Origin of the sequence: Anaerobacillus alkalilacustris (genome assembly GCF_001866005.1) — a bacterium.
GTDB classification, from domain to species: Bacteria; Bacillota; Bacilli; order Bacillales; family Anaerobacillaceae; genus Anaerobacillus; species Anaerobacillus alkalilacustris.
In genome coordinates this window covers 1-26,810 of the sequence record NZ_MLQR01000029.1, presented here as the reverse complement: position 1 = coordinate 26,810, position 26,810 = coordinate 1, and the positions used below count along the sequence as shown (strand labels likewise).

Here is a 26,810-nt window from a genome sequence, read left to right as displayed (position 1 = left end):
ATTGTCGAAATCTTTGTAAGACTGGAAAAACGAATGATAGATAGCCCTATAGTGCTGTTAGTGTTTTTATAAAAAATTAGGTATAATATTTCACATTAACATAGACCATTTTGTTTAGTGACGGGGAGTGTACAAATGATTTATTATTTACGAGAAATTCCAGCAATACATACTTTAAAAAATGATAAACGTTTTTTAAAATATAGTAACCAATTTGAATTTTCAGAGAGTGAATTAACAAAATTCGTACAAAAAGAGATAGATCAATTAAGGACAGAAATTTTGGATCAAAAAGACATTTTGTTTGATCCTCCAACAAAGCAATTATTTACTGATTTCCTTTTTGAACGCTTATTAAATACACTAGAGAACCATGAACCCTTTCATCTAAGAAGAGTTATTAATGCTACAGGAACAATATTACATACCAATTTAGGTAGAGCTAAGTTAAGTGAGATGGCAATTGAGAAAGTTGTAGAAACAGCAAAGAATTATTCAAATTTAGAATTCAATATAGAAGAAGGTAAACGCGGTTCGAGACACGATATTATTGATGAATGTATTAAAAGAATTACAGGTGCGGAAGCGGCGATGGTCGTTAACAATAATGCTGCGGCTGTATACTTAATATTACGAGCGTTGGCTAAGGATAAGGAAGTCATTGTGTCTAGAGGGCAGCTTGTCGAGATTGGTGGTTCATTTAGGGTGTCTTCCATCATGGAGGAGAGTGGGGCTAAACTAGTTGAAGTAGGAACAACGAATAAGACGCACTTCTATGATTATGAAATGGCTATTGGTGAAGAAACAGCCATGGTATTAAAGGTTCATACGAGCAATTTTAAAACGGTTGGATTTACTGCGTCAGTTGAAACAGATGAATTACTTGAGCTAAAAAAGAAACACGCTGGGTTAATCTTTTATGAAGATTTGGGAAGTGGTGCACTATACGATTTCCAAAAGCAAGGGATAGGTGAGGAGCCTGTTGTCTCAAAAATAATGGACTTGGGCGTAGATGTTGTATCCTTTAGTGGTGACAAGCTATTAGGTGGTCCTCAAGCTGGAATAATTGCTGGAAAAAAAGAAATTATTCAAAAGTTAAAGAAGCACCAATTAGCTAGAGTTTTGCGTGTTGATAAAATGACGTTAGCAGCGCTTGAGGGTACATTAAAATCTTATGAACGTAACTCAGCTCATAAAGACGTGCCTACAATTAGGGATATTCTTGCAAGTGCTACAGAGATTGAGAGGAAAGTTCAATCTTTTTATGAGGCGTTGCAAAGCAGAAGTTCGATTTATGCTTGTGACATTGTTGATGAAACTTCTCAAATTGGTGGTGGGACCATGCCGACAGAGGAAATTCCTACAAAAGCAGTTGCGATTTCAACACATTTAACTACAGTAAATGAATTGTCAGAACGGTTAAGATTACATAAACCAGCAATTATAACGAGAAGAAAGGCTGACCAAGTCCTTTTAGATTTTAGAACAATTTCAGAAGAAGAAGCATTATTAATTGTTGATGCACTTCAGAATATTGAAAATCAATTAAGAGGTTGATGTAATCATCAACCTCTTAATTGCCATGCAATTGTTTTGCTAGTGGTATGCATCATTCGATCTAGATTAGCAAGTAAAAATCTGCTAACGGACACAGGATACCTTATTTTATAGATTTGATCAAATTTTTCGAGCTACGTTATTTCATGAAAACCTGCTATATTTGGTGCTAAATTAAGTAAATAATGAACCAAGATGTCCGTTAACCCTTTTAAAATACCCTTTTGTTCACAAATAACGGCTCTCTTGTCCGATAGAGTTAATATGATCAACAACGCTTATTGCACTAAAGCATCCTTTATTTAGATACTAAAAATGAAATAATATTAACTTCATGGAAGCATTATCTACAGTATTCAACGTACACACGATAGAGGATATTGACACAAGTATGGGCTTCCATTTTTCTCTTTCCATAATTTATTTCCATTTAAAAAAATATAGCCATCTGAGCCAATTTTAATCACATTTCCTCTAATCATATTGATATTACAACAAAAAAGGCGTTAAAAACTGTGTCAGTTTCAACGCCAATTTATCTGTCATTTTTAATTTTGCGCCCGTTAAACTGTTAGGAGTTTTAACTTCTTTTAGTTAGCTCTCACCGTCAGTTTGGCCAACGTGATTATGTTTTTTTACTTTTTTAGACCCACTTAAAGGTTCAGGTTGACCAGGGTTATGCCCTTTTGGTGCATTTTTACGTTGGTCTTTATACGTATTTTTTTCAGTCACTACTTACCCCTCCAAAAAAATAAACTATATTACGTTACTTATTATTTAAGTGAAATTAAAAAACTATTCATATATAGCGTGAATAGATTTTCATCCAATAATAAAAACTAATAAAGTACAATAGATAAAAAGGGGGAGTTTGTTTTGCCATACATTAAAAACAAGCAACAAGCATTCCAAGCAGCACAACAAGCATTTGTTCAAGCTCAGCAAGCAACAAATAATTTAATACCTAACGATGAGGATTTTGGTCACCATTATAAACAAGCTGAGCAAGAAGTTATGGAAGCTGAACAAGTGATTGATAAAGCTTTACGTAATGCATCAGAACATCAACGTCTTGAATTAGAAAAATTTCAGACTGAATTAGCAGAAATAAAAGGAAATTTGGATCGTATGAGTTAAGCAAGGTTAAAAGAAACTCCACAGTGATCTGTGGAGTTTCTTTTAATTTAAAAATGAGAATTTATAAATTTCTAACCTTGAAACTGTCTAGCGCAAGCAACCTACGAGCTCGGTCACTTCAGTCAAGTTACTGCTTCAATGTCTTCTTGGATTACTACTTGAATATGCTCCATGCTACTTTGCTCCTGCGATTACTCGTCGCACGGAAAACAATTGCTCTTGAGCAAACGGAGTGGCACAGGAGCAGCTGCTCGTGACCGAGGCTCCTTGCGCTTTTCTTACAGTATCAGAATTTATAAATTTCTAACTTGGAAACTGTCTAGCTCCAGGCGCCATCGGCTCGACCACTTCAGACCTTCTCTTTCGGTCAAAAACCCGACCGCTACGAGCAGGTCTTCCAGTGTTTGTCGCCGATAGGCGGGCGCCTTGTGTTTTTCTTACTTATTGTCTTTTTTTCGTTTTTTTATTGAATTGCTTTTGTTCTGCTGTAAGAGGCTCATTTGAGAATTCTTCGTTGTATCCTGTGCCGATTCCTTGAGCACTTGCATCATTCATTCCAGGTCTTACATGATTTGCTTTTCTTTTTGCCATATTACACACCTCCATTTCTTTACTACTATTTTTTCTAGATTATTGTTTTCTATGATATGAAATTGAAAAAGAAACAAAAACTAGTTGTGAATAGGCAAATGATTAGAGCAAAAACATGGAATGAAGGAGGTGGGAAAGCGTTACCAAAAGGATTTTTTACGTTTATTTTTAATAAAGTATTTAGACAATTGAAAAAATGTGTTGTAAGATAATGTAGAAGGAGGGTTTTACATATGAATGAAAATAATTTGTATAACGCACGTTCATCGTTTCAAGTAAACGGTAAAAAGTATAATTATTACAACCTTAAAGCTCTAGAAGAAGCAGGAGTTGGGAATGTAACAAAATTACCTTACTCTATTAAGATTTTACTAGAATCTGTTTTAAGACAATATGACGGATCAGTAATTAAAGAAGAGCACGTAACAAATTTAGCAAAGTGGGGGACAAGCGAAGTTAAGGATATTGATGTTCCTTTTAAGCCCTCTCGTGTAATATTACAAGACTTTACTGGGGTTCCTGCAGTAGTTGATCTAGCGTCTTTAAGAAAAGCAATGGCTGACTTAGGTGGAGATCCGAATAAGATTAATCCTGCTATTCCTGTTGACCTTGTAGTAGACCATTCTGTACAAGTTGATGAATTCGGCGCAGGTGACTCTTTAGAAAAAAATATGGATTTGGAATTCGCTAGAAATGAAGAGCGTTATAAGTTCTTAAGTTGGGCTCAAAAATCATTTGATAATTATCGTGCAGTTCCACCAGCGACTGGTATTGTCCACCAAGTTAACCTTGAATATTTGGCAAGTGTTGTTCAAACGGTTGAACAAAACGGAGAATTTGAAGCATTTCCCGATTCGTTAGTAGGAACAGATTCACATACTACGATGATTAATGGACTAGGAATTCTTGGTTGGGGTGTTGGTGGTATTGAGGCAGAAGCAGGAATGCTGAAGCAACCATCCTATTTCCCAGTTCCAGAAGTTATTGGAGTTAAACTTGTAGGAACTTTACCAAATGGTACAACAGCTACAGATTTAGCATTAAAAGTAACGCAGGTTCTTCGGCAAAAGAATGTTGTTGGAAAGTTCGTGGAGTTCTTTGGACCAGGTCTTTCGGAAATGCCTTTAGCTGATCGTGCAACAGTTTCTAATATGGCACCTGAATATGGTGCAACATGTGGATTCTTCCCAGTTGATGAAGAAGCCCTTAATTACTTACGTCTAACTGGCAGAAGTGAAGAACAAATTAAGATTGTTGAAGAGTACTGTAAGGCAAACAGTTTGTTCTATACTTCTGATTTAGAAGATCCTATTTTTACAGATATAGTTGAAATTGATTTATCTGAAATCGAACCAAACCTTTCGGGCCCTAAACGTCCACAAGACTTAATTCCACTTTCTAAGATGAAAACTGAGTGGGAAAAAGCATTAAAGGCACCAGCAGGAAGCAGTGGCTTTGATTTAAGTGATGACGAAATTGCTAAATCAGTTACTGTGACACATCCAAATGGAGAAACATCAACATTTGGTACAGGAGCTGTGATGATAGCAGCTATTACTAGCTGTACAAATACATCTAATCCATTTGTTATGCTAGGAGCGGGATTACTTGCGAAAAAAGCAGTGGAAAAAGGTTTGAAAGTTCCAGCGTTCGTAAAAACTAGCTTAGCACCAGGATCTAAGGTTGTTACAGGGTATTTAAATGAAGCTGGGTTAACGCCATACCTTGATAAATTAGGATTTAATACTGTTGGTTACGGTTGTACTACATGTATTGGTAACAGTGGCCCACTTCCTATAGAAATTGAAAAAGCGATTGCTGAAAACGACCTGACAGTTACTTCAGTTCTTAGTGGAAACCGTAACTTTGAAGGAAGAATTCATGCGTTGGTAAAAGCAAATTACTTAGCTTCACCACCACTTGTAGTTGCCTATGCTTTAGCTGGCAATGTGAATTTTGACCTGTTAAATGATTCATTTGGAAAAGACCAGGATGGAAATGAGGTTTATTTTAAAGATCTTTGGCCATCAACAGAGGAAGTTAAGGAAGTAATGTCTAAAGCTGTTAAACCTGAATTATTTAAGAAAGAGTATGAGCGTGTATTTGAAGAAAATGAGCGTTGGAATGAGCTGAAAACAACAGAAGAAAACCTTTATACGTGGGATACTGAATCAACGTATATTCAAAATCCACCGTTCTTTGAAAACCTTTCACCTGAGCCAGAGGAAGTAAAAGAACTTACAGGATTAACTGTTGTTGCAAAACTTGGTGATTCTGTAACTACAGACCACATTTCTCCTGCAGGCTCAATTGGAAAAGATACACCTGCTGGTAAGTATTTAATTTCAAAAGGGTTAACACCTGCTGACTTTAATTCTTATGGATCTCGTCGAGGTAACCATGAGGTAATGATGAGAGGAACTTTTGCAAATATTCGTATTAGAAACCAAATTGCTCCTGGTACAGAAGGTGGATACACAACGTATTGGCCTACAGGAGAGGTTATGGCTATTTATGATGCCTGCATGAAGTATAAAGAAGCAGGAACAGGATTAGTCGTTCTTGCAGGCAAAGATTATGGTATGGGAAGTTCTCGTGACTGGGCTGCAAAAGGAACGAACCTACTAGGAATCAAAACTGTTATTGCTGAAAGCTTTGAAAGAATCCACCGCAGTAACCTAGTTTTAATGGGGGTATTACCACTTCAATTTAAAGAAGGGGAAAATGCAGACGTATTAGGTTTAACTGGAAAAGAAGCGTTAACTGTTAAAGTATCTAATGATATTAGACCTAGAGATATAGTTACAGTTATTGCAACAAATCATGAAACTGGTGATGAGAAGGAATTCGAAGTTATCGCTCGGTTCGATAGTGAAGTCGAAATTGACTACTATCGTCACGGAGGTATTTTACAAATGGTTCTTCGCGCAAAGCTTGCTGAAGAAAAGGCGAATGCCTAATTAGACTGTATTAATTAGTAAAGAGGGTCAAATTTACATATGTAAATTTGACCCTCTTTCTTACATAATCAGAATTTATAAATTTCTAACTTGGAAGCTGTCTAGCTCCAGGCGCTATCGGCTCGATCACTTCAGTCAAGTTTCTGACTTCCTGGATTGCTTCTTTGATGCTTCATGCTACTTTGCTCCTGCGATTACTCGTCGCACAAAACACTGCTTCGAGGAAAACTACTTCGAAGCATTGCTGTCAGACGCAGAAGCACATAGGTTGCGGTCAAAGAGCAGACCGCTACTTGCTGACCTTCCAGTGTTTGTTGCCGATAGTCGGGCGCCTTGCGCTCTTCTTATTTTTTCAAAATATATGTGGCACGGTCTGTTTTTACTGTCAACAATTCACTAGATGCTTCGATCGAGTAAAGCTCATGTATTGGCAGTTCGTAGCTATCTAAAGGTAACTTAAAGGTGTTACCATTTTTTTGTAGTACTGTTCCATTACCTTTTAATTGTATTGTGTGTGGGTCTACATAGTCATCTTCGTCCTCAACTTGATTTGCAATCTCAACACCACTTAAAGCTAATGTATTTTTATCTAAATCATTTCGCTCCTTTTTTTCAATTGTTATTTCAGAACCAACCCATCCCTGTAACTCTTGTAGCAAAAATTTAATCGATTTATTTGTCATTTCACTCATCTTAAACGCCTCCTTTTTGTAACCTAAAGATTATGATTTGCACTCAATTTATGAATCATGCATGTAATAGCTTACTCAAAAAGTGAAATATTTTAGTAAGGAGTTGAAAATACTACAAATGAAATAGCTTCGAAAGGAGGGGGATTTAATAGTGGGAAGGCAAAAGAAAGGTAATGCTAACGCGCAAAGAAATAATAATAAAAAGCAAATGGGTAAGAAAAACCATGCTTCTGAATTATCTACATTTTCTGAAATAGAAGCAGAAAAGATGAAAAACGATTAGGAGGATTTGATATGACTGTACAAACACAAATGCAGCAAGCCATTGCTTCTGCTCAAAGTGTTGAAGCAAGCCTCACTCAGTTTTCATTAGAAACTGAAAACCAACAGGCGAAACAATTATATAGTCAACTAGCCCAACAACAAAGAGGTATTGTTACCCAATTAGAAGGGCGCTATCAACAAATCCTACAACAAGAACCGCAATTTAATTAGAATTAAAAATAAACTTTGGCTCATTAGGCTATGTCCTAATCGAGCCAATTTATACATATAGGATAAGGATGGGTTGTCATTATGTTTGATTTTTGGACTGGTGCAGAGAGTTTGCCGGTTTATGGATTTTTGATACGTGCAGTAATTGTCTATATTTATATTTTTGTTATTATTAAAATTTTAGGACAACGCTCAATGGTAGCGCTCAATCCAATAGATTTTCTTTTTGCTGTAATCATAGGTGATATTGTAGGTGAACCATTGTCTAGCGGAGATATTCCTCTTGCTGGTCCATTAGCAGCCGCAGCATTAATAGCAGGTATACATTTGTTTTTGTCCATTATTGCTTTAAAAACACCTAGATTCAGACGGATTATCGAGGATGAGCCGATTATTATTATTGAAAAAGGAAAAATATTAAATAAAGAAATGAGAAAAGTAAAAATGACAGTTGAATCACTATTAATGGACTTGCGCTTGCAAAACGCACCTGATCTATCAGAAATCGATTATGCGATTTTGGAGGCCAACGGACAAATAAGTGTGATTAAAAAGAGTCAATACGATTCCCTAACACCAAATGATATGTTAAAGCAAGTAGCTCCTAAAGGATATCCGACGGTGCTCATTCAAGATGGAATTATTGTCGATGTAAACTTGAAAAAAGTAGGTACTAAAGGGTGGCTTGAAGAACAATTAAAAAAACATGGGATAAAGGATCATACTGATTGTTTTCTAATGACAATGGATGAAGCGGGTCAAATTTACGTGAGTCAAAAAAATCAACGTGTAGATAAAATAAAAAAGGAAATTTTCAAATAATTATGTTTAAATAGAAGCCCAGACGTTGATAATGATAAAGAACATTCTGTAAAATCAAGAATACATCAAAGAGGGCGAGAAAAATGAGGAAATTTAGAAAGATGTCATTTGATGAGTTAGTAAGTAAAAATAAAAAAGAGCTCTTAAATGATGAAGAAGCAATTGAAAAAATTGAAGAACGCCTTGATAATAAGCATTATCAACGTTTAAAAGAAAACTGGTAAAGCCTAATATTCGGCTTTACCTTTAATATTTTTCTGCTTTTCCCACTTTATTGAAAATGCTGAAACAGCTTCATAACATATTGGAGTTGATGATAGCTAATATTAATATCATGAAGGGGGGAATCAAAATTGGCTAAATCAAAACATGCTTTCGATAAATTTAGACCTAATCATTTAGGTACTCAACCTCGTGAATCTGATATAAATAACGGTAAAAAAATGGCGACTAAAGGAAATGAAAGCCCGGACTACGTTCCACCAAAAGGATAGTGTAGGGAAGTTAAATTGTATCATTATCATTAAAAAAGCAGGCTAGTTATTTTTAATACATTAATAGCTAGCCTGCTTTATCGTTTCTAATACTTTTTTAAATGCTTCTTTATTTTCGATATCAAAAAAATCCTTAAAAGGGTTGGTCCCACTTTGTAACCTTGCTATCACTTCTGTCATAGGAAATTGTGATGGATGAAGTTTGTTTGTTACTTCAGACCAATGTAAGGGGGTAGCCATAAGGGCATCATCATTACCTCTAAGTGAATAGGGTGCAATGATAGTTTTTCCCTCCCCGTGCTGTAAAAAGTCAATGTATAGTCGGTTATGACGTTTTTTCTTCAGACGTTCGGTTGTAAATGCTTCTGGATATTTTGTTTCTAAATATTTTGCGATAAAACTAGTGAAAATTCTCGTTTCCTCATATGTGAAGTGTCCATTTAAAGGTATATAGATTTGTAACCCTTTATTCCCAGATGTCTTAATAAAGGAGTGAAGTTTTAGTTGTTCAAATATCTCTTTTAATATTAAAGCTGCTTCGACAGCTAACGAAAATTCGTTTTGCGAAGGTGGATCCAAGTCTAAAACAATCTCATTAGGGTTATTACTGTAAACAGTTTGATAAGGAATATGAAATTCAATAGCTGCTTGATTTCCTAACCAAAATAATGTAGCAAGTTTTGAGCAAACGATGTAATTAATATTATCTATTTGTTTTGTATCTACAAATGGTGGCGCATAATCTGGACAATTTTTTTGATAAAAGGATTCTTGGTTAACGCCATTAGGAAAGCGTATGACTGTTAATAACCGATCTTTTAAAAAGGGAAGCATAAAAGGAGCTACAATTGATAAGTACTTTAAATAGTTGTATTTTTTTATGGTTAATTTCGGCCAAAGAATTTTGTCTATATTTGTTATATTTATTAGTTCCCCATCAATTGTTATCCCTTGGGTATTGCTTCCCATAAACAATCCTCCCAATGTTTATCAAATCGAAACCGACGGAATTTTGGATGTCTCAGCTCATTTTTACTCATTTCTAAAAATTCAACTTCAATACAAATTCCGGGTTTAACATAAAGAATATGTTGAAGTTTTTTATGGCTATTTTTTTTTACAATATCAATTAATGTCTCTTTTTCTTCTTTGGAAAAGCCTTGTCCTACTTTACCGATCATCTTAACTATTCGATTATGGATACAACCAATGTGAAAAAAAGCGTTCGTTTCGTCATATCCGATAATAAAAAATGTGGCAATTGACATGTTCTTTATTTTTAACCATTGTTTAGATCGTTGCCCCTCAATCCATCTACTGTCTTTTTGCTTGGCGATAATTCCTTCTCCATGTTCTCTTTTTATTAAATCCCAAAGTTTTATTTCATCTTCATAAGGTTGGACAATTTTAAATAAATGGGTATGCTCGAACTCTTTAAAGAGTTCTATAAGATTTTTCTTTCTATCTGTGAGTGTTTTTTTTGTCAATGAAATTCCATTTTCCATTAGTAAGTCAAAAGCTAGATAAGTCACAGGGTATAACTCTTCTGCTTGTACAACCTTGTCTTTATTTTTTAATCGTCCTCTTTTTTGGATCTTATCAAAATTAGCTTTAATGTCTGTTTCTAATACACAAAGTTCACCATCTAATATAATAGGTAACTTTAATTGTGTAGATAGTTGTCGAAAGAGAAGAGTTATCTCAGGAAATTGATCATTTAACAGTTTTAGGTTCCGACTAATGATTTTTGTTTCCGTTTCATTGATATAGATCATTGCTCTAAATCCATCGTACTTCACTTCATATAACCAATTAGGACCATTAGGTATTTCCGTTACGAGTGTAGGTAACATTGGTTTTAATAATTTCAATCTTAACCAGTCGCTTTCTTCTTCCTAGTCGTTCTTCGTTTTTTCGGTTTTGTTTGATCGATACTTGCTTGCAAAGCTTCCATTAAATCAACAACATTTGTTTGTGGGGCTTCTTTAGCCGTACGAACCTCGTTTCCAGTAATTTTCGTTTGGATTAAATCCATAAGAGCAGTACGGTAATCATCGGTATATTTCTCAGGGTTAAAAGTTGTTGTTAACTGTTCAATTAATTGGATAGCTGTATCCATTTCTTTCGTACTTAATTCAATATTTTCCGGTATTCCTGGAATTTGTTCAATATTTCGTACTTCATCAGGAAAGTAAATGGTTTCTAGAACTAGTGCATTCTTAAAAACTCTGACTACCGCTAAATGTTGTTTAGAACGGATCGTAATTTTAGCAATGCCAATCTTACCCGATTGTTCCATTGCTTGTTTTAATAACATATAAGCCTTTTGGCCGTTGTCGTTTGGTCCAATAAAATAGGAACGATTAAAATAAATTGGGTCAATCTCCTCTAACTTAACAAAATCAATGATTTCAACGCTTTTATTTTGTTCCTTTTCTAATTTTTCTAAATCATCATCTTCTAAAAGTACGAATTTTCCAGGTTCGTATTCATATCCTTTAACAATTTCATGATTTTCAACTTCTTTTTCACAGACTGGACATGTTCGTTCGTATTTAATTGGACTATTGCATTCTTTGTGTATCATTCTAAGTTTGATATCTTTATTTTCAGTGGCAGAAAAAAGTTTAATTGGAATATGGACTAAACCAAAACTGATTGAGCCTTTCCACATCGTATGCATTTATAATCACTCCTTTTCCATTTTATATAAAAGGATAAAAGTAGAACTAGTTTTATTATGCGCTCATTCAAACACATCAAACTGTAAGCTTTTACCTATTTGCTAAACTAGGTGTATGTCTATATTTCAGTTAAAATAGTACTTGTCAAAATAGGGTTGACAGTTAATAATGGAGTAGAAACGTCTTAAAAGGAAGTGTTTGATATTCATCCGCAAAATAAGAATAACCATATTTATCAACATTCAACTAAACCGATACAAAAGAAAATGAAAAGCATATTAATTATTTGTTTCTTTCTTTATTTAGCGTTGGTTATCTATTTGACTCTATTTGCATGGAATTATGGTGCATCTTTAGGACCGGTTGGCCCAGGGGGAAGAAATTATAATATTATTCCATTTCGAAGTATTTATCGAATTGCTGTATTTAGTCCAACTATTATGGATCCTTTAAAGATACTAGTTGGTAATATTGTATTGTTCTTGCCTTTTGGTTTTTTAGCACCGATAGTAATGAAAAGGTTACGTAAATCAATTATAGCTACTACAATGATGGGGATGCTCCTTTCAATTTTCATTGAAACGAGTCAATTTTTATTTACGTATAGGGTATCAAATATTGATGATGTGATATTAAATACGTTAGGTGCCTTTATTGGAGCAATCTTAATCAAGCTTTGCTTTTGGGTGAAAGCAAGAATACTTATTATTAAAACATAAAGAGGATGAATTTTGTAATTAGCTATGCTAATTAACGATTCATCCTCTTTTGTTATTTCGTTTCTTTTAAAAAAATAGCTTTTTTCCAACGAGTGTATAAATAAATTGTAAATAAAATGATAAGTACATAAATACCAACTACAAAAATGACTTCTTGGTTAGTAGAAACAAACGAATGTCCTAATACAGCAAATAAAAGCATGGCAGGAATTTTACCTAGACTTGAGGCAACTGAATAGCTTATAAAAGAAACTCGACTCACAGCGCTATATGCATTTACTACAATCGATGGAATAAAGGGAATGAGACGAGAAACTAAAATAGTTATAAAGGCATTTCTCTCGAACATGACTGTCACCAGTTCTAACCTTTTATAACGGTTAATAACTTTTAACCCCCAGTTTTGGAAGACGAAACGAATAAATAAAAACATAATTAGTGAGGCAGCTGTTGATGCGACCCACGTTACAAATCCACCTAAAAAGGTGCCATACATTGCACCAATAATCCCACCGATAATAGGAAAGGGGATAATCGGGAATAGAGCAAACAATGTTGCAATAAACATAGTCAGAAAAATCGAGGTCTCCCTTGTTTCTTGAAACCAAATGAGAAGTTCTTCTTGAAATAAGTAGATCGCTACGGCGATTAAAAGGTAAAAAATAAATAAAATCCCTTTGTTCATGATGTCACTCCTAAAAAAATAATCCTTCCCTTTGTAGGTTCTTTTTGAACTTCTCCATTTTATCATAATTATCATGGTTTAGATTTACTTATCGCAAAGTTTATCCCACTCTTAAGCGGCAATAAGACTCGTATTGTTTGAAGCGATGCACTATGCAGATTAAAATGACATATGTGCGCCATTCCTATCGTAATATTAATTGAAGTGAGTGAATTTCATAATTTTCAAAATGAGCTGTTTAATTCTATATATAGTTATAGAGGATTTTGCGTAACTATATCTAGTATCTTAGTGGCAGAGTAATGAATTTTGAAATTCATTAAAGTAAATAAAATATTACTAATAGAAATGGGAGGGAAATGTAATTGCAAATTCATACAATACAAGCAGGCCAAACACTTTATGGAATTGCACAAGCTTACGGCACAACGGTAGAAAATATAGTAGCTGCTAATGAAATTCCAGAGCCAGGTAGACTAGTTATTGGTCAAACAATCGTAATTCCTATAGTGGGACGATTTTATTGGGTCCAACAAGGGGATAGCCTTTGGTCTATTGCTCAAAGGTACGGAATTAATTATTACAGCCTAGCTCAAATAAATCAAATTCCTGTGGAATCAATATTACCTGTTGGATTGAGATTGTATATTCCACCTCTAGCGAGACCAGTAAAAGAAACAAACGCTTATGTGGAACCGATGGGAGGGGTTGTTAGTGAAGCCTTACTTGATGCATCAAGAAGAGCAGCTCTTCATTTGACATATTTAGCACCATTCAGTTATGAAATAGAAAGAGATGGGACTTTACGGGAGCCACCTTTAGGTGAATTACCACAAATTGCTGCTAATCATCAAGCGACATTAATGATGGTCGTTACAAATTTGGAAGGTGGTCAGTTTAGTGATGAAGTGGGAGCGATTATTTTAAATGATCAAGCTTTGCAAGATGTTCTCTTAACAACCATTATTGAAGAGGCTCGTAGGGTTGGCTATAGTGATATTCATTTTGACTTGGAGTTCTTAAGACCAGAAGATCGAGACGCTTATAATCAATTTTTAAGAAAAGCAGCAGATACAATACGGGCAGAAGGTTTGTTAATTTCAACAGCATTAGCTCCGAAAACTAGAGCTGATCAACCTGGACCATGGTATGAAGCTCATGATTATCGTGCTCATGGTGAAATTGTTGACTTTGTCGTTATAATGACGTATGAATGGGGATATAGTGGTGGTCCTCCAATGCCGGTGTCTCCAATTGGACCAGTGCGAGAAGTATTAGAATATGCTCTTACTGAAATGCCAGGTGAAAAAATTATGATGGGACAAAATTTATATGGTTATGATTGGACGTTACCTTACGTTCCTGGTGGAGAGTACGCTAGAGCACTTAGTCCCCAAGCTGCGATAGAGTTAGCAAGAGATAGAAATGTAATAATTGAGTATGATTATGTTGCGCAAGCACCTTTTTTTGAATATGTAGATGATCAAGGAAATGAACATATCGTATGGTTTGAGGATGCAAGAAGCATCCAAGCAAAATTCAATTTATTAAAAGAACTAGGACTAAGAGGGGTTAGTTATTGGAAGTTAGGTTTACCATTCCCGCAGAATTGGTTACTAATTGAAGAAAACTTTCAAGTAAGAAAATTATAAGTACAAAAACGAAGTGAAAACTTAAACGAGTTCCTTAACCCTCGAATCGATAATTAGAAACATATATTAATATGGTTCACACCCCAAAAGGTTTTCGGTCGCCCTAAGGTACGATATACAGTGTCAGTCACTTCCACATATTGTGATTGGCAAAAACTGATTCCAAAGCAGTGGACTTTGGGGGTCTAACCATAATATAAATGACATTTGAAAAAGCCATATGGGTTAAAATTATTTAGTAGTCAAAAAAGGTATAATTATGAAAACGCAAAGAACTATATTATTTTTTGCGTTTTTCTTTGTGTTTGGAAAATAAAACTTTAGCAACCGAAGTAAATTAGGAAACACTTTTCATTTACATTAGGTTTAAGCTAATTTACTATGAATTCAAATGTATGTTTACATATGCATTCTACTTTCTATCTTTTAACAAGTTTGTTATGATAACAATATTATAAAACAAAGTTAATAACTTGGAATTAGAGAACGTGGAGGTCATAATTTTATGAATAAGCAAATACTAATAATTTTTATTTTGTTTTTACCTATTTTTGTTTTTCCCAACCATAACGGGGCACATTCATACTTACAAAACTCATTTCCTGAACACGGATCAGTTATCGAAGAAGAAGTCTCTGAACTTGAGTTAGTATTTAACGCAGGCATAGAAAAAAGTAGTATCGTTGAGATTTATGGTTCTGAAGAAAACAGTATTGCTATTAAGGAATTAACAGTTGAGAGTCCTAACATTTATGTAACGTTAGAGGAAGCGTTGCAAACAGATAACTATGAAGTGCGGTGGGCTGTTATCGGTGATGATGGACATCCAACAGACGGAGTTTTCCACTTTTCGATTTATTTACCAGTAAAAGAAGAAGTCGAACATGAAAAGGTTGAAGAAATCGAAGAGATCGAGCAGCTGGATGAAGTGCTTAACGGTGAAAATGAATTAAGAAAAGAAGAGTCCAAAAACGTAATAGCTGATAAACAAAGCTCTAATCTTCCGTTTATTATTAGCCTAATAGTAATTGGTGTGGCGGTATTTCTATTTATATATAGAAGGAAGGGATAATTTTGGTTGTATTAAGTAAGGCATTGTTATATCCGTCATTTGCATTTTTAATTGGTGGATTAATACTTACCTTAGTTCCAACAACTAAACGTCCATCAATAAAAATAAAACGAAGTGCTTTTGCTTTAGTTGTTCTAAGTATTATTATGTTAAGCTTTGTACCGATTTTTTCTTCAGTTAGTTATGTTTCAAACATTTTTAGTCTTTCTTTTTTTCAAGGGTTGGAACTTGTATTAACTAATTTTACGATAGGTAAAACCTGGTTGGTGACGGTTGTTATCGGTATTTTTTTAGCAATAACAATAATACTAAATAAAAAAGATAAACGTTTCGTATATTTTGTGGCATTGTTGTTAGGGATTGTTATGATTTTCATTGTTTCAAAAGGAAGCCATATGGCGTCGTTACAACCTAATCTTGGTTACATCACTCATGGGATGCATTTTTTAAGTGTTAGTATTTGGGTTGGTATTCTCTTTGTTATTGGACTATGTGCGATAGACGAACAAAATTGGCTTGCATTTTTAAAGTGGTACACACCAGTTGCGATTACTTCTGTTCTAACCGTAACCTTTTCAGGTTTGTTTTTAATGGGTGGAACTACACCCGAGTATGCAAATTCATTTATGTTATCATATGGGCAATTTTTACTACTCAAACACCTTCTATTTATTTTAATCATTTTATATGGTGTCATTAATGGAATTATTATTAGAAGGAAACTAAAAAGAGATTCTTCGTTCCGACCTAAAAAGTGGTTACGTTTAGAAAGTGTATTTATCCTACTAGTTTTATTTATTACAGCTCTTATGACTGAGTCTACACCTCCTCATAATGTTTCAGTTACACTTGAACGAACGCAACCATCTTCCATATTCGAAAAATTTCATGGAAGTGTTGGGCCCTATTCGACCGTTGTATTTTCAGGTAGTTTAGTAAGTTATGTATTTATCATTATGGTTTTGGTTTGTGTTTTCTTTCTTTTTCGTACAGCATTTGTAAATAATCGCATCTTTAAAGGAATAATTAGTAGTGCCATTTTTCTTATTGCTAGTTACCTTTTTGTTATGACAACTATTTCTGTAGAAAATACGTTTATGAGTGAGGGTGTCATTTTTCATTCGGTTGAGGAAGCGATTTTGAAAGGACATCAAGAAAATGATCAGTTAACTATTCTACAAAAAGGAAATAGGTATGATGACATCATTTATGTTTTATACACAATTAATGAATCTGAGCTAATTAGTGAACTTTTATTTGAGAGTGAATCAGGCTATGAACGCATTTGGGATAGTCGTCTAACTATTGGTGGCATTCCGATAATTGAGACAGATTATAAAATTAGAACATTCCTTATTACCGATGGTCCTTGGTTACAACAAGGGTACTCTTTTACGTATGTTACATTTGGTTTTATTCAAGAGCCAAAAGATGTGGATACTGTAGAAATTAGGTATGAAGGTGAACATAAAAAAGTTCCCATTAAGAATCAATCTTTTTTTAATCTTTCCTATTCAAATGACCAGTGGGAAGCTCTCCATCCGATTATTTTTTATGATCAGTCAGAAAATGAGGTTGGCGATTATATGCGCGGGATCATGGAAACAGATGCGTATTGTCATTAAATAAAAGCTCCTTAGAAAGAAGTGAAAGAGTGTGTTTCTTCATAACAGCTAATGGATAAAAGGGTAAAGAGACGGATTTTTCCGACTTTTTACCTTTTTCTTTTGAAAAACGATGGAAAATTCGACGGAAATGAGGTATATTTCGATTATCGAAAAACAAGTAGGTGATCGGTTTTAATGAATAATAAGAAAATGTGGCTCATATATCTAATGCTTTTCTTAGCAACAAGTACATGGGGAAGTGCTTTTATTGCAGGAAAAATAGCAATCCAAAGCTTCGAAGCGGCAACAGTTGCTTTTTTCAGATTTTTAGGTGCAGTAATTCTTCTATTCCCGTTAATGTGGTATAAGGAACGTAATATTCCAAAACCAACATTAAAAGACTGGTTTTTATTTGCATTGCTAGGCTTAACTGGTATTTGTTTTTACAACATATTCTTTTTCTTAGCATCTAAACATGCACCAGTTATTAAAAGCTCCTTATTTATTGCTTCTAATCCAGTTTTAATTATTATATTATCTGCGCTATTTTTGAAAGAGAAAATATCAAAAAATCAAGTTGTAGGTTTAATTTTCGCTTTATTAGGGGTTTCCTTTATCATAACTAATGGTAACCTCAGTATTTTTTTAACTATGGCATTTGAGCCTATCGATTTAATTTTAATTGGAGCATTGATATGTTGGGCACTTTATAGTGTAATCGGTCGAGTAGTTTTAAGAAAATATAGTTCCATTGTATCAACAACTTATGCTGTATGTTTTGGAACACTGTTCTTACTACCATTTGCTTTATATGAAACAACTGTTTCGGATTTAACAAATAGTACTATAGATGCTTGGGTAGCGATTGGTCACATGAGTGTTTTTGTAACAGTTATTTCTTTTATTATGTACTATTATGGTATTCAACAAATAGGGGCAGCAAGGGCATCTATTTTTATAAATTTTATGCCTATTTCAGCTGTTATTATGGCAAATGTATTTTTAAATGAGCAATTAACTATTCCTCATTTAATAGGTGCTTTTTTTGTATTAACTGGGGTAACCCTTAGTACGTATAAGAAAGGCTGGAAATCGTCAAAGAATGAAAAGAAGCAGCGAACAGCATAAGAAAAATCGACATTGTTCTATTGTTGTCTACATTATACTGAAAAAATGTTTACGTTAGGTCGAATCGACCAAGAATTTGATGAACGAATTTGTTTGAAGCACTATTTCTAGCAGTATAAAATAAGTAGTATTATAACCCTTAAAACATAAATCTACTACTAGGAGTGATACTATGGAAATGTGTTATACAGAAATGACGACGAGCGAAATTATTGCCTATTACAAAAGGGTGAAAGAATATATTGATCAAGGGTTTCGTGTTGATGGATTAAAGGATGAATTAAACTTAATTTCAAAAACGTTACTATGTAAGAAACAAGAATTATGTAGGTCAGAGCTACAAAAATATTTAATGGAAATTGAAAAATACAAAAAAATTATTCGTCATTAAAAAGGGATGAGAGATATATTCTTATCCTTTTTAATTTTAAAAATTATTAAATTACCTTTAGCACCTATTGAATAAATTCTTCTTGTATAGACTTAGTTGAAAAAAGCTCTATGTACTTCTTCTAAGTTTTTTTCATATAATCAGAATTTATAAATTTCTAACTTGGAAACTGTCTAGCGCAAGCAGCCTACGAGCTCGGTCACTTCAGTCAAGTTACTGACTTCAATAACTACATGAATAACGTCTCTGAATAGCTTCATGCAGCTTTGCTCCTGCGGTTACTCGTCGCACAAAACACTGCTTCGAGGAAGCTTACTACGAAGCAATACTAGAAGACGCAGAAGCACGTAGGAAGCCAAAGAGCGGCTTCTGTCAAAGGCCATCCAGTGCCTTTCGCTCGTGACCAAGGCGCTTGCGCTTTTCTTGATTGAACTAAGTTCCAATGCTGTAAGAGTGAGAATAGCGCTAAGAAATGATAAAATATATATAGTGTTATTTTCTAATAACAATGTTAAAAATGCTGTGGAATTAGGCGGGTGCTAAAGTGAGTAATGATACGATTAATATGAATGAAATAGAAACAAAGGTCATTGAGTGGTGTAAACAACTTGAAGTAGTACAAGAGGGACATATAGTAAGAATGCTCCAAATGCTAGAGGGGATAACAGACCAATCAAATAAAAGAAATAAATTAGTAGCAAAATTATATGCGCTGGCAGCTTACGCCAGGTTTGCTCGAATACATGAGCTCGATCAAATTACATTAGATAGACTTGATAAGGCTATGGAAGTCGATCCTCTTGATCATTTAATAAACGAAGTATTTATTAAAATTTATTTTAAGCTTTTAGAAACATCTCTTCTTCCTAAACAGTTTCCACAAATTCGAGAAACAGATCACGGAAATGCAAAGAAAAAATTAGCTGCTGATTATTTAAATATAGCCAACGACTTTTTTGATCGCGCTACGAAGTATGAAGCGATTGTTCAATCCTTAATTAGTGCAGCAAGACGACTATATGATGATGAACTTATTATAAGATTTGAGAATTTAAATGATATTCTGCAAGCGTTAAAAAAACAGTTACGTACTATTGTAAAATCAACAGAGGCTTATTCTGACTCAGTGAAGGGGATTTACTATTCTAAATCACAATTACTTGAAGTGAAAAAAACAATCTCTGAAATTGAAGAGCTTCACATTCAATGGATAAATACGATTGCTGATGATGAAATAAAAACAGACAATGATCAAAGGGTTGCATTAACTGACTTGAAAAAGATGATAGGTTTAACTGAAGTAAAGGATCGTGTCGAGAAACTGTATCGTTATTTACAATATCAAAACATTCGAAAAGAAATGGGTTATCAATTAAAAGATGAACTCAGTTTAAATATGATCTTAACAGGCAATCCAGGTACTGGTAAAACTACTTTAGCAAGATTACTTGCAAAGATATATTATGAACTTGGAATATTACCACGAGAAGAAGTAATAGAAGTGGACAGGTCCCACTTAGTAGGTGGTTATGTAGGACAAACAGAAGAGAATACGATTAATATAATAAAACAAGCTGTGGGTGGAGTTCTTTTTATTGATGAAGCTTATAGTTTAAAAAGACAAGATAGTAGCGGCAACGATTATGGTCAAACGGCTATTGATACCCTCGTATCTCAAATGACGAGTAGTGAATATGCGGGCAAGTTTGCGGTGATTTTAGCTGGGTACCCAGAGGAAATGCGCCAATTTCTATGGGCAAATCCAGGGTTGAGAAGTCGTTTTCCGGAAAATAACCATATCCATTTACGAAACTATACAGTGAATGAGTTAATTAACATTGCTGAATTGGTAGCACTTGATAATGATTTTACTTTTTCTGAAGAAGCGATTATTGAATTAAGAAAGCGTATTGAAAATGAGCAAGTAGATGCATCGTTTGGCAATGCACGTACTGTAAAAAATATTGTTTTAGATGCTATTTTTCAAAAAGGTTCAATTGTTCAGTTACATGAACCACATCGGAGTGAAGATTTTACAATTTTAACTGTTGATGATGTTCGTGTTCATAATAACGATGAAAAAGAAGAGGATGGTATTCAGCAGCTTGAAGGACTCATAGGTTTACAGGAAATAAAAAAAGAAGTAAAGTCGCTAATATCATTTGTAAAAGTCCAGCAGTTACGTCGGGAGAAGAAACTACCGACTGTCCCTCTTCAACTTCATTCAGTTTTTACCGGTAACCCAGGTACAGGGAAAACAACCGTAGCAAAAATATATGCAAAAATTTTAAAAGAATTAGGGTTGTTAAAAAGAGGACACCTAGTTGTTGCCGCTAGAGGAGATCTTGTAGCAGGCTTTACTGGTCAAACCGCTTTGAAGACGAAGAAGAAAATAAGAGAAGCATTAGGTGGTATATTGTTTATTGATGAGGCTTACTCTTTAATCGGTGGTCAAGGTGATTTCGGAAAAGAGGCTATCGATACATTAGTTGATGAAATGACAAAACATAATGAGAACTTAGTTGTTATTTTAGCAGGATATCCAAATGAAATCGAAACACTTATTGAAAGCAATCCTGGCCTTGCTTCTCGTTTTAAGAAGTACTTTTATTTTAGTGACTATACTGTTGAAGAACTTGTCCAAATGGTCAACCTGAATGCGAACCTGTATGGGTATTCAATAAAAGAAGATGTTAAAACATATGTATTTTCTAGACTGAATGATCAAAATCCAAAAGGAAATGGTCGATACGCAAAAGATTTAGTAGATTTAGCAATTCAACATCATTCTTTTCGGATAATGAATGATGGAGAAGAGTTAACAAAAAAGCAACTATCTGAGCTTGTAATTGAAGATTTTAAAGGGTGTAATTGATTTAGAGAGGTGAGTTTCCATGTATATTTCTAAGACGAAAGTAGAGGTTCGTTATGCAGAAACAGACCAAATGGGAGTAGTTTACCATGCAAACTATCTTGTTTGGTGCGAAATAGGAAGAACGAAAATCATTGAAGAAATGGGATTTAAGTATGCTGATATGGAAAAAGAAGGAGTACTATCTCCAGTAATAAATGTTCAGTTTTCTTATAAGTATCCTGCAAAATATGGAGAAACTGTTGAAGTTAGAACATGGGTAGAGGAGTATTCTGGTGTGAAGGTGACATATGGTTATGAAATTGTGAATGGAGAGGGAGTCACCTGTTTAACAGGTACTAGTGAACATGTTTGTGTCACTAAAGATTCGTTCCGTCCAATCTCTATGAAGCGTAAATTCCCGAATTGGCATGAAGTGTATGAAAAAATAAAAAAGTCATAAGCTTGTATGAATAAAACTTTCTTCAAAGTGAAAAATAACCTTGTACTTTCACGGAGTGATCCTTATACAGTGATAGTACAATAATAGAGCTTTCGTTAAACAACATGGTAGACATCTATTTGAAAACAAAAGCAAGTATTTTTACTTTAAACATAGGAGGTTTTACATAATGGCAAAACCAGATAACCGTAGCAATAACGTAGAAAGATTAGAACAAATGGTCAACAATACGATTGAAAATTTAGAAGAAGCACATAAAACGTTACAAAATGAAGACTTAAAGCCTGAAGAGAGGGAAGCGATTCAATCTAAAAATGCAAGACGAGAACAAAGTATTGAAGGATTCAAATCAGAAATTGAAGATGAGATGTCTGCACGGCATAATGGACAGATCGATTAATGGTTATGGTTAGGTAATTACCTAACCATTTTTGTTTGCTTAAAAGCCCAAGGCGCTTGTGCTTTTCTTATATAATCAGAATTTATAAATTTATAACTTGGAAACTGTCTAGCTCCAGGCGCCATCGGCTCGATCACTTCAGTTCGTCAATTGCGGTCAAAGAGCAGACCGCTACTTGCCGACCTTCCAGTGTTTGTCGCCGATAGGCGGGCGCCTTGCGCTTTTCTTATAAATTTGTTAGTAAAATTTACTTTTTTTATGTGCTTATTTTCAGAAAGTGGTAAACTATAGGGACATAGAAAAATTTGGAGGATTATAGATGAAAAATATTCAACAATCTATCATTGCAAATATGAAGGTTAAACCAACCATTGATGTAAATGCAGAAATATCAGAACGAGTTAAATTTTTAAAACAATACATCCATAAAACAGGAGTAAGTGGATATGTATTAGGGATTTCTGGTGGGCAAGATTCAACGTTAACTGGGAAATTGTGTCAAATGGCGATAGATGAGCTAAACAGTGAAAGCGATGGGAATAAAGAGTACGTATTTATAGCTGTTCGTCTACCGTATGGAGAGCAGCAAGATGAGCAAGATGCACAAGATGCGATTTCTTTTATTCAACCTACTAAATCAATAACCGTTAACATAAAACCAGCTGTAGATGCATCAATGAACTCTTTTACAGAAGCAACAGGAAGTTATTTAAGTGATTTTCTAAAAGGTAATACAAAAGCGAGAGAACGTATGAAGGTACAATACGATATTGCTAGTCATTATCAATGTCTAGTTGTAGGTACGGATCACTCAGCAGAAGCCATTACAGGTTTCTTTACAAAACATGGAGATGGTGCATGTGACATTGTTCCAATATATGGTTTAAATAAACGTCAAGGGAAACAGATTTTAAAACAATTAGTTTGTCCTGAGCACCTATATTTAAAAGCTCCAACTGCGGACTTAGAAGACGATAAACCTGGCTTACCCGATGAAGTTGCGTTAGGTTTTACCTATGAAAACATTGATGATTACCTAGAGGGTAAAACCATTCCATCAACAATAAGTGATAAGATTGAAGCAAAATACAAATTGACAGAACATAAACGACAAGGGCCAGTCAGTATTTATGACGATTGGTGGAAATAACCGATTATAGATGGTGCATTTAGGATTTCACATGAAAAAGGATGGTTAACATGGGAAGTGAGTCAAAGAATACGGATTTACACCTTCATACAACTGCATCGGATGGTGGATATTCACCAAAGGAATTAGTACGAAAGTGTAAAGAAGTAGGACTAGAGTATATAGCAATTACAGATCATGATACGGTTGCAGGTGTTAAAGAGGCCATAGTTGAAGGGGAAAGGTTAGGCATCACCGTAATTAATGGTATTGAGTTTTCTACGAAAGAGAATGGCATCGGCGTTCATATATTAGGTTACGGAATTGATCTAACTTATGAACCATTATTATCAATGCTTAGTGAGCAACAAAAGATGAGGAAAACTCGTATGCAGGAAATGGTTCAAAAATTTGCAAGACTTAATATTCATTTGAATGAAGCTGATATTCTAAAAGAAGCTGATGGTGGGAGTATTGGTAGACCTCACGTTGCAAAAGTACTTGTTAAAATGGGGGCTGTAAACGATGTTGCCGAAGCATTTGACAAGTATTTAGCTGAAGGAAAGCCTTGTTATGTGAAAAAGGAAAGAGAAATGACTCCGCTAGAAGCACTTCAATGGATAGAAGCTGCAAAAGGTATTGCAATTTTAGCCCACCCAGTATATTACAATTTGGACGATAGAATTTCATCATGGGTAAAAACAGGATTGTTACACGGGGTGGAGGTATATCACCGTGACCATAATTTAGAAGTCCAAAATCATTATGAGAAACTTGTAAAGCAAATCGAACAACAACAAGGTGTAGTCTTATTACGAACCGGTGGGTCCGATTTTCATCATGAGGATTACGGTAGAGTCACTCAACCGCTAGGAGAGACTCGAATAGATAACGAGTTTGCTATAAGATTATTAGCTCGAATAAAGAAATAAAAAAACTTGGCTTTTCGCCAAGTTTTTAATATTTTTTTACTTCACTTGTGGCATCAATAATTGTTTCAGATAGTGCTTGAGAAGCTAAGCTGTCAGCTTCTTTGTTTTCAGCTCTATTAATGGACTCGTAACTAACGGTAAGACCTAATGCTGATATTTTTTCATCGATTCTATCTAACCAACGAGTATGTTCCTCTTCGTAACATGGCCATTCCCCTTTTGCTTGATTTATGACTACTAACGAATCTCCTTTAATAGTAATAGGAAGGTGATGTATCCCAAGACCTTCTAATTCATTAATAGCCAACCATAAGGCTGCGAACTCGGCTTCGTTGTTTGAAGATAATTGGTCTAACGACTGATTTTTTCTTAATCGATAATATTTATTGTTTTGTTCATAATAAATGGCTACACCTACACCTGCCATGCGTTTTTCTTCATTGTAACCTCCATCAAAATAAACAAGAATATTATGAGGTTCTTCTTTCAAACTTTTTATATATTTTTGTAAATGTTTCTTCAACCACGTTGTATCAGTTTCATCAATATAATTGATTTTTGTTGCTCTACCTGTTTTTTCAATATCTTCGCTTAACAAAAGTGCTTCTTGAATTGGTAAAAAATCAGTTGATAATTCATATTGATTTGTTCCTTGTTTTGGTTTATATAATATTTCTAACCGTATTTTCATACTTTCACTCCTGTACTTTTTCAATTTAATAAATAAATAATTGCGAATTTTATAAATTCATGATAACTTAATAACTTAAAAGGGTTCAATAAGTAAGAGTAACTTCTTTAATATTATTTGAAGTTATACGGATCGTATCCATACTGGAATATGAATAGTTTTATGAAGGAGTGACGTTTAGTATGCCTATAAAAATACCTGATATGTTACCAGCAAAAGAAATTTTGCTTAAAGAAAATATATTTGTCATGGATGAAAGCAGAGCCTTTAGTCAAGATATTCGCCCTCTAAAAATTGTTATTTTAAATTTAATGCCTGTTAAAGAAGTGACGGAAACACAACTTCTTCGTTTACTTGGGAATTCACCTTTGCAAGTAGAAGTGGTTTTCATACATCCAGATACACATGAATCAAAAAACACATCAAAAAAACATTTAACTGCTTTTTATCAAACTCTTGATGAAATAAAAGATCGAAAGTTTGATGGGATGATAATTACAGGCGCTCCAATTGAACATCTTCCATTTGAAGACGTTACTTATTGGAGTGAATTAAAGGATATTATGGACTGGTCGGTTTCTAACGTTACTTCTACTTTACATATTTGTTGGGGAGCTCAAGCAGGCTTATATTATCATTATGGTGTGCCCAAATATATGTTGAAGGAAAAGGTTTTCGGAATATTCCCGCATACAATTTCTAACCCACACGTTGATTTATTACGAGGCTTTGACGATGAGTATGTCGTTCCGCAGTCAAGGTATACAGAGGTAAGGAGAGAGGATATTGAGAAAATTCCTGATATAGAAATCTTATCGGAGTCCAAAGAAGCAGGAGTAAATATTGTTGCTTCAAAAAATGGGAAACAAATTTTTATTACTGGTCATTTTGAATATGATGCGACAACTTTAAAAACTGAATATGAGCGAGACATTCAAAAAGGTTTAGATATTTCCTGTCCAATTAATTATTTTTTTAATAATGATCCTACTATAGCGCCAAGGCTACGTTGGCGTGCGCATGCTAATTTAATTTTCTCAAATTGGTTAAATTATTATGTTTATCAAGAAACTCCTTACGATTTAAATATATAGGTACGAAGAAGGAAAACTCTCATTACAATAATGAGGGTTTTCTTGTAGTATCAGAATTTATAAATTTCTAACTTGGAAACTGTCTAGCTCCAGGCGCCATCGGCTCGATCACTTCAGGTCGTCAATTGCGGTCAAAGAGCAGACCGCAATTGACGACCTTCCAGTGTTTGTCGCCGATAGGCGGGCGCCTTGCGCTTTTCTTATAATCTACCGAGTTTTAGAAATAGCTACTAGAATTTTTCGAACTATAGTATAAGTATAAGTCCATTAGAGAATTTTCTTCAATTGAAAAGGTAAATGATTAGACTGTGTCAAAAGTAAGCCCGAAATATAAAAAATAGCGCACCTTTCCGGTACGCATGACGAATAGCCGTATATCACGACTTTTTTATCGAATATACGGCATATTTATTTTTTCATACATGATACCTGGATCATTTTGGACCAGGGCATGTACTGATTTAAAATTTCAGGGTTTTGATGGATGCCGATATTCGGTAGATCCGTCAAAAGTTTCTTTATGTATTCGTAGAAATCGACACCGTTACTTTTAGCGGTTTCCGC

At 34.4% G+C, this 26,810-nt stretch carries 29 protein-coding genes; 20 read left to right on the top strand and 9 right to left on the bottom strand.

The window, feature by feature from the left end; all coding sequences use genetic code 11:
- Positions 1 to 135 precede the first annotated feature (135 nt).
- On the top strand, positions 136 to 1,557 hold the full coding sequence (gene selA / locus BKP37_RS10890; protein ID WP_071309628.1) for an L-seryl-tRNA(Sec) selenium transferase: 1,422 nt from the start codon (positions 136 to 138) through the stop codon (positions 1,555 to 1,557).
- Positions 1,558 to 2,151: 594 nt separating this feature from the next.
- Here the strand turns inward: selA and BKP37_RS10885 are convergent.
- Positions 2,152 to 2,289, bottom strand: coding sequence for a small acid-soluble spore protein P (locus BKP37_RS10885; protein WP_071309627.1), 138 nt, complete (start codon positions 2,287 to 2,289; stop codon positions 2,152 to 2,154).
- Positions 2,290 to 2,433: 144 nt separating this feature from the next.
- Between BKP37_RS10885 and BKP37_RS10880 the strand changes: the two genes are divergently transcribed.
- Positions 2,434 to 2,694, top strand: coding sequence for a hypothetical protein (locus BKP37_RS10880; RefSeq protein WP_071309626.1), 261 nt, complete (start codon positions 2,434 to 2,436; stop codon positions 2,692 to 2,694).
- Between the two features lie 441 nt (positions 2,695 to 3,135).
- Here the strand turns inward: BKP37_RS10880 and sspO are convergent, their stop codons facing one another.
- Positions 3,136 to 3,285: a small acid-soluble spore protein O gene (gene sspO, locus BKP37_RS10875; protein ID WP_071309625.1), complete on the bottom strand. Its 150-nt coding sequence runs from the start codon at positions 3,283 to 3,285 to the stop codon at positions 3,136 to 3,138.
- A gap of 233 nt (positions 3,286 to 3,518) precedes the next feature.
- On the opposite strand from sspO, the gene acnA reads away from it, so the two are divergent.
- Entirely contained in the window at positions 3,519 to 6,245 is a 2,727-nt protein-coding gene (acnA, locus tag BKP37_RS10870) for an aconitate hydratase AcnA (RefSeq protein ID WP_071309624.1), read from the top strand.
- 344 nt (positions 6,246 to 6,589) lie between these two features.
- Here acnA and ymzB read toward each other — a convergent pair whose 3' ends face one another.
- Complete coding sequence (ymzB, locus tag BKP37_RS10865) at positions 6,590 to 6,937, bottom strand: protein YmzB (protein ID WP_071309623.1); 348 nt, start codon at positions 6,935 to 6,937, stop codon at positions 6,590 to 6,592.
- 151 nt (positions 6,938 to 7,088) lie between these two features.
- Between ymzB and BKP37_RS20765 the strand changes: the two genes are divergently transcribed.
- The 5 genes from BKP37_RS20765 (at position 7,089) to BKP37_RS10850 (ending at position 8,748) form a co-directional block, all read left to right on the top strand.
- Entirely contained in the window at positions 7,089 to 7,220 is a 132-nt protein-coding gene (locus BKP37_RS20765; protein ID WP_281243046.1) for a hypothetical protein, read from the top strand.
- Between the two features lie 11 nt (positions 7,221 to 7,231).
- Positions 7,232 to 7,432, top strand: a complete 201-nt coding sequence (locus BKP37_RS10860; RefSeq protein WP_071309622.1) for a DUF1657 domain-containing protein — start codon at positions 7,232 to 7,234, stop codon at positions 7,430 to 7,432.
- 81 nt (positions 7,433 to 7,513) lie between these two features.
- Positions 7,514 to 8,254, top strand: coding sequence for a DUF421 domain-containing protein (locus tag BKP37_RS10855; protein ID WP_071309621.1), 741 nt, complete (start codon positions 7,514 to 7,516; stop codon positions 8,252 to 8,254).
- An 83-nt stretch (positions 8,255 to 8,337) separates the two neighbouring features.
- The gene (locus tag BKP37_RS19305; protein ID WP_084034658.1) at positions 8,338 to 8,478 is read left to right on the top strand and encodes an FbpB family small basic protein; all 141 of its coding nucleotides are present in this window, start codon (positions 8,338 to 8,340) and stop codon (positions 8,476 to 8,478) included.
- A 129-nt stretch (positions 8,479 to 8,607) separates the two neighbouring features.
- Positions 8,608 to 8,748, top strand: a complete 141-nt coding sequence (locus tag BKP37_RS10850; RefSeq protein WP_071309620.1) for an acid-soluble spore protein N — start codon at positions 8,608 to 8,610, stop codon at positions 8,746 to 8,748.
- A gap of 60 nt (positions 8,749 to 8,808) precedes the next feature.
- Here BKP37_RS10850 and ligD (BKP37_RS19300) read toward each other — a convergent pair whose 3' ends face one another.
- The 3 genes from ligD (BKP37_RS19300) to ku are packed head-to-tail and all read right to left on the bottom strand — an operon-like array spanning position 8,809 to position 11,431.
- Complete coding sequence (gene ligD, locus BKP37_RS19300; protein WP_084034657.1) at positions 8,809 to 9,717, bottom strand: non-homologous end-joining DNA ligase; 909 nt, start codon at positions 9,715 to 9,717, stop codon at positions 8,809 to 8,811.
- Positions 9,693 to 10,619, bottom strand: a complete 927-nt coding sequence (gene ligD, locus BKP37_RS19295; RefSeq protein ID WP_084034656.1) for a non-homologous end-joining DNA ligase — start codon at positions 10,617 to 10,619, stop codon at positions 9,693 to 9,695. The genes ligD (BKP37_RS19300) and ligD (BKP37_RS19295) overlap by 25 nt, the downstream gene beginning before the upstream one ends.
- Before the next feature lie 2 nt (positions 10,620 to 10,621).
- Positions 10,622 to 11,431 (bottom strand): non-homologous end joining protein Ku, encoded by an 810-nt coding sequence (gene ku, locus BKP37_RS10840; RefSeq protein ID WP_071309619.1) that lies wholly within the window; start codon positions 11,429 to 11,431, stop codon positions 10,622 to 10,624.
- A gap of 267 nt (positions 11,432 to 11,698) precedes the next feature.
- On the opposite strand from ku, the gene BKP37_RS10835 reads away from it, so the two are divergent.
- Positions 11,699 to 12,151: a VanZ family protein gene (locus tag BKP37_RS10835; protein WP_071309927.1), complete on the top strand. Its 453-nt coding sequence runs from the start codon at positions 11,699 to 11,701 to the stop codon at positions 12,149 to 12,151.
- A 52-nt stretch (positions 12,152 to 12,203) separates the two neighbouring features.
- Here the strand turns inward: BKP37_RS10835 and BKP37_RS10830 are convergent, their stop codons facing one another.
- Positions 12,204 to 12,836: a TVP38/TMEM64 family protein gene (locus BKP37_RS10830; RefSeq protein ID WP_139193109.1), complete on the bottom strand. Its 633-nt coding sequence runs from the start codon at positions 12,834 to 12,836 to the stop codon at positions 12,204 to 12,206.
- Between the two features lie 365 nt (positions 12,837 to 13,201).
- On the opposite strand from BKP37_RS10830, the gene BKP37_RS10825 reads away from it, so the two are divergent.
- The 10 genes from BKP37_RS10825 (at position 13,202) to BKP37_RS10780 (ending at position 24,461) form a co-directional block, all read left to right on the top strand.
- On the top strand, positions 13,202 to 14,488 hold the full coding sequence (locus tag BKP37_RS10825; RefSeq protein WP_071309618.1) for a glycoside hydrolase family 18 protein: 1,287 nt from the start codon (positions 13,202 to 13,204) through the stop codon (positions 14,486 to 14,488).
- Positions 14,489 to 14,993: 505 nt separating this feature from the next.
- Entirely contained in the window at positions 14,994 to 15,560 is a 567-nt protein-coding gene (locus tag BKP37_RS10820) for a copper resistance CopC family protein (protein ID WP_071309617.1), read from the top strand.
- A 2-nt stretch (positions 15,561 to 15,562) separates the two neighbouring features.
- Positions 15,563 to 17,185: a copper resistance D family protein gene (locus BKP37_RS10815; protein ID WP_071309616.1), complete on the top strand. Its 1,623-nt coding sequence runs from the start codon at positions 15,563 to 15,565 to the stop codon at positions 17,183 to 17,185.
- A 177-nt stretch (positions 17,186 to 17,362) separates the two neighbouring features.
- Entirely contained in the window at positions 17,363 to 18,295 is a 933-nt protein-coding gene (locus BKP37_RS10810; RefSeq protein WP_071309615.1) for a DMT family transporter, read from the top strand.
- Positions 18,296 to 18,467: 172 nt separating this feature from the next.
- Positions 18,468 to 18,686 (top strand): hypothetical protein, encoded by a 219-nt coding sequence (locus BKP37_RS10805; protein WP_071309614.1) that lies wholly within the window; start codon positions 18,468 to 18,470, stop codon positions 18,684 to 18,686.
- Positions 18,687 to 19,230: 544 nt separating this feature from the next.
- Positions 19,231 to 21,561, top strand: coding sequence for an AAA family ATPase (locus tag BKP37_RS10800; protein WP_245712506.1), 2,331 nt, complete (start codon positions 19,231 to 19,233; stop codon positions 21,559 to 21,561).
- Between the two features lie 19 nt (positions 21,562 to 21,580).
- Positions 21,581 to 22,000 carry an acyl-CoA thioesterase gene (locus BKP37_RS10795; RefSeq protein ID WP_071309613.1) on the top strand — a complete coding sequence of 140 codons (420 nt, stop codon included), beginning with the start codon at positions 21,581 to 21,583 and terminating at the stop codon, positions 21,998 to 22,000.
- A gap of 169 nt (positions 22,001 to 22,169) precedes the next feature.
- A complete protein-coding gene (gene tlp, locus BKP37_RS10790; RefSeq protein ID WP_071309612.1) occupies positions 22,170 to 22,400 on the top strand; it encodes a small acid-soluble spore protein Tlp in 231 nt (76 codons plus the stop codon).
- Between the two features lie 328 nt (positions 22,401 to 22,728).
- Positions 22,729 to 23,550: an ammonia-dependent NAD(+) synthetase gene (gene nadE, locus BKP37_RS10785; RefSeq protein WP_071309924.1), complete on the top strand. Its 822-nt coding sequence runs from the start codon at positions 22,729 to 22,731 to the stop codon at positions 23,548 to 23,550.
- A 50-nt stretch (positions 23,551 to 23,600) separates the two neighbouring features.
- A complete protein-coding gene (locus BKP37_RS10780) occupies positions 23,601 to 24,461 on the top strand; it encodes a PHP domain-containing protein (RefSeq protein ID WP_071309611.1) in 861 nt (286 codons plus the stop codon).
- A 25-nt stretch (positions 24,462 to 24,486) separates the two neighbouring features.
- Here BKP37_RS10780 and BKP37_RS10775 read toward each other — a convergent pair whose 3' ends face one another.
- The gene (locus BKP37_RS10775) at positions 24,487 to 25,152 is read right to left on the bottom strand and encodes a reverse transcriptase-like protein (RefSeq protein WP_071309610.1); all 666 of its coding nucleotides are present in this window, start codon (positions 25,150 to 25,152) and stop codon (positions 24,487 to 24,489) included.
- 182 nt (positions 25,153 to 25,334) lie between these two features.
- Here BKP37_RS10775 and metA point away from each other — a divergent pair, with 182 nt between their 5' ends.
- On the top strand, positions 25,335 to 26,246 hold the full coding sequence (metA, locus tag BKP37_RS10770) for a homoserine O-acetyltransferase MetA (protein WP_071309609.1): 912 nt from the start codon (positions 25,335 to 25,337) through the stop codon (positions 26,244 to 26,246).
- 408 nt (positions 26,247 to 26,654) lie between these two features.
- Here the strand turns inward: metA and BKP37_RS21020 are convergent.
- The coding region (locus BKP37_RS21020; protein WP_139193108.1) for a transposase domain-containing protein at positions 26,655 to 26,810 on the bottom strand (156 nt) is incomplete at its 5' end.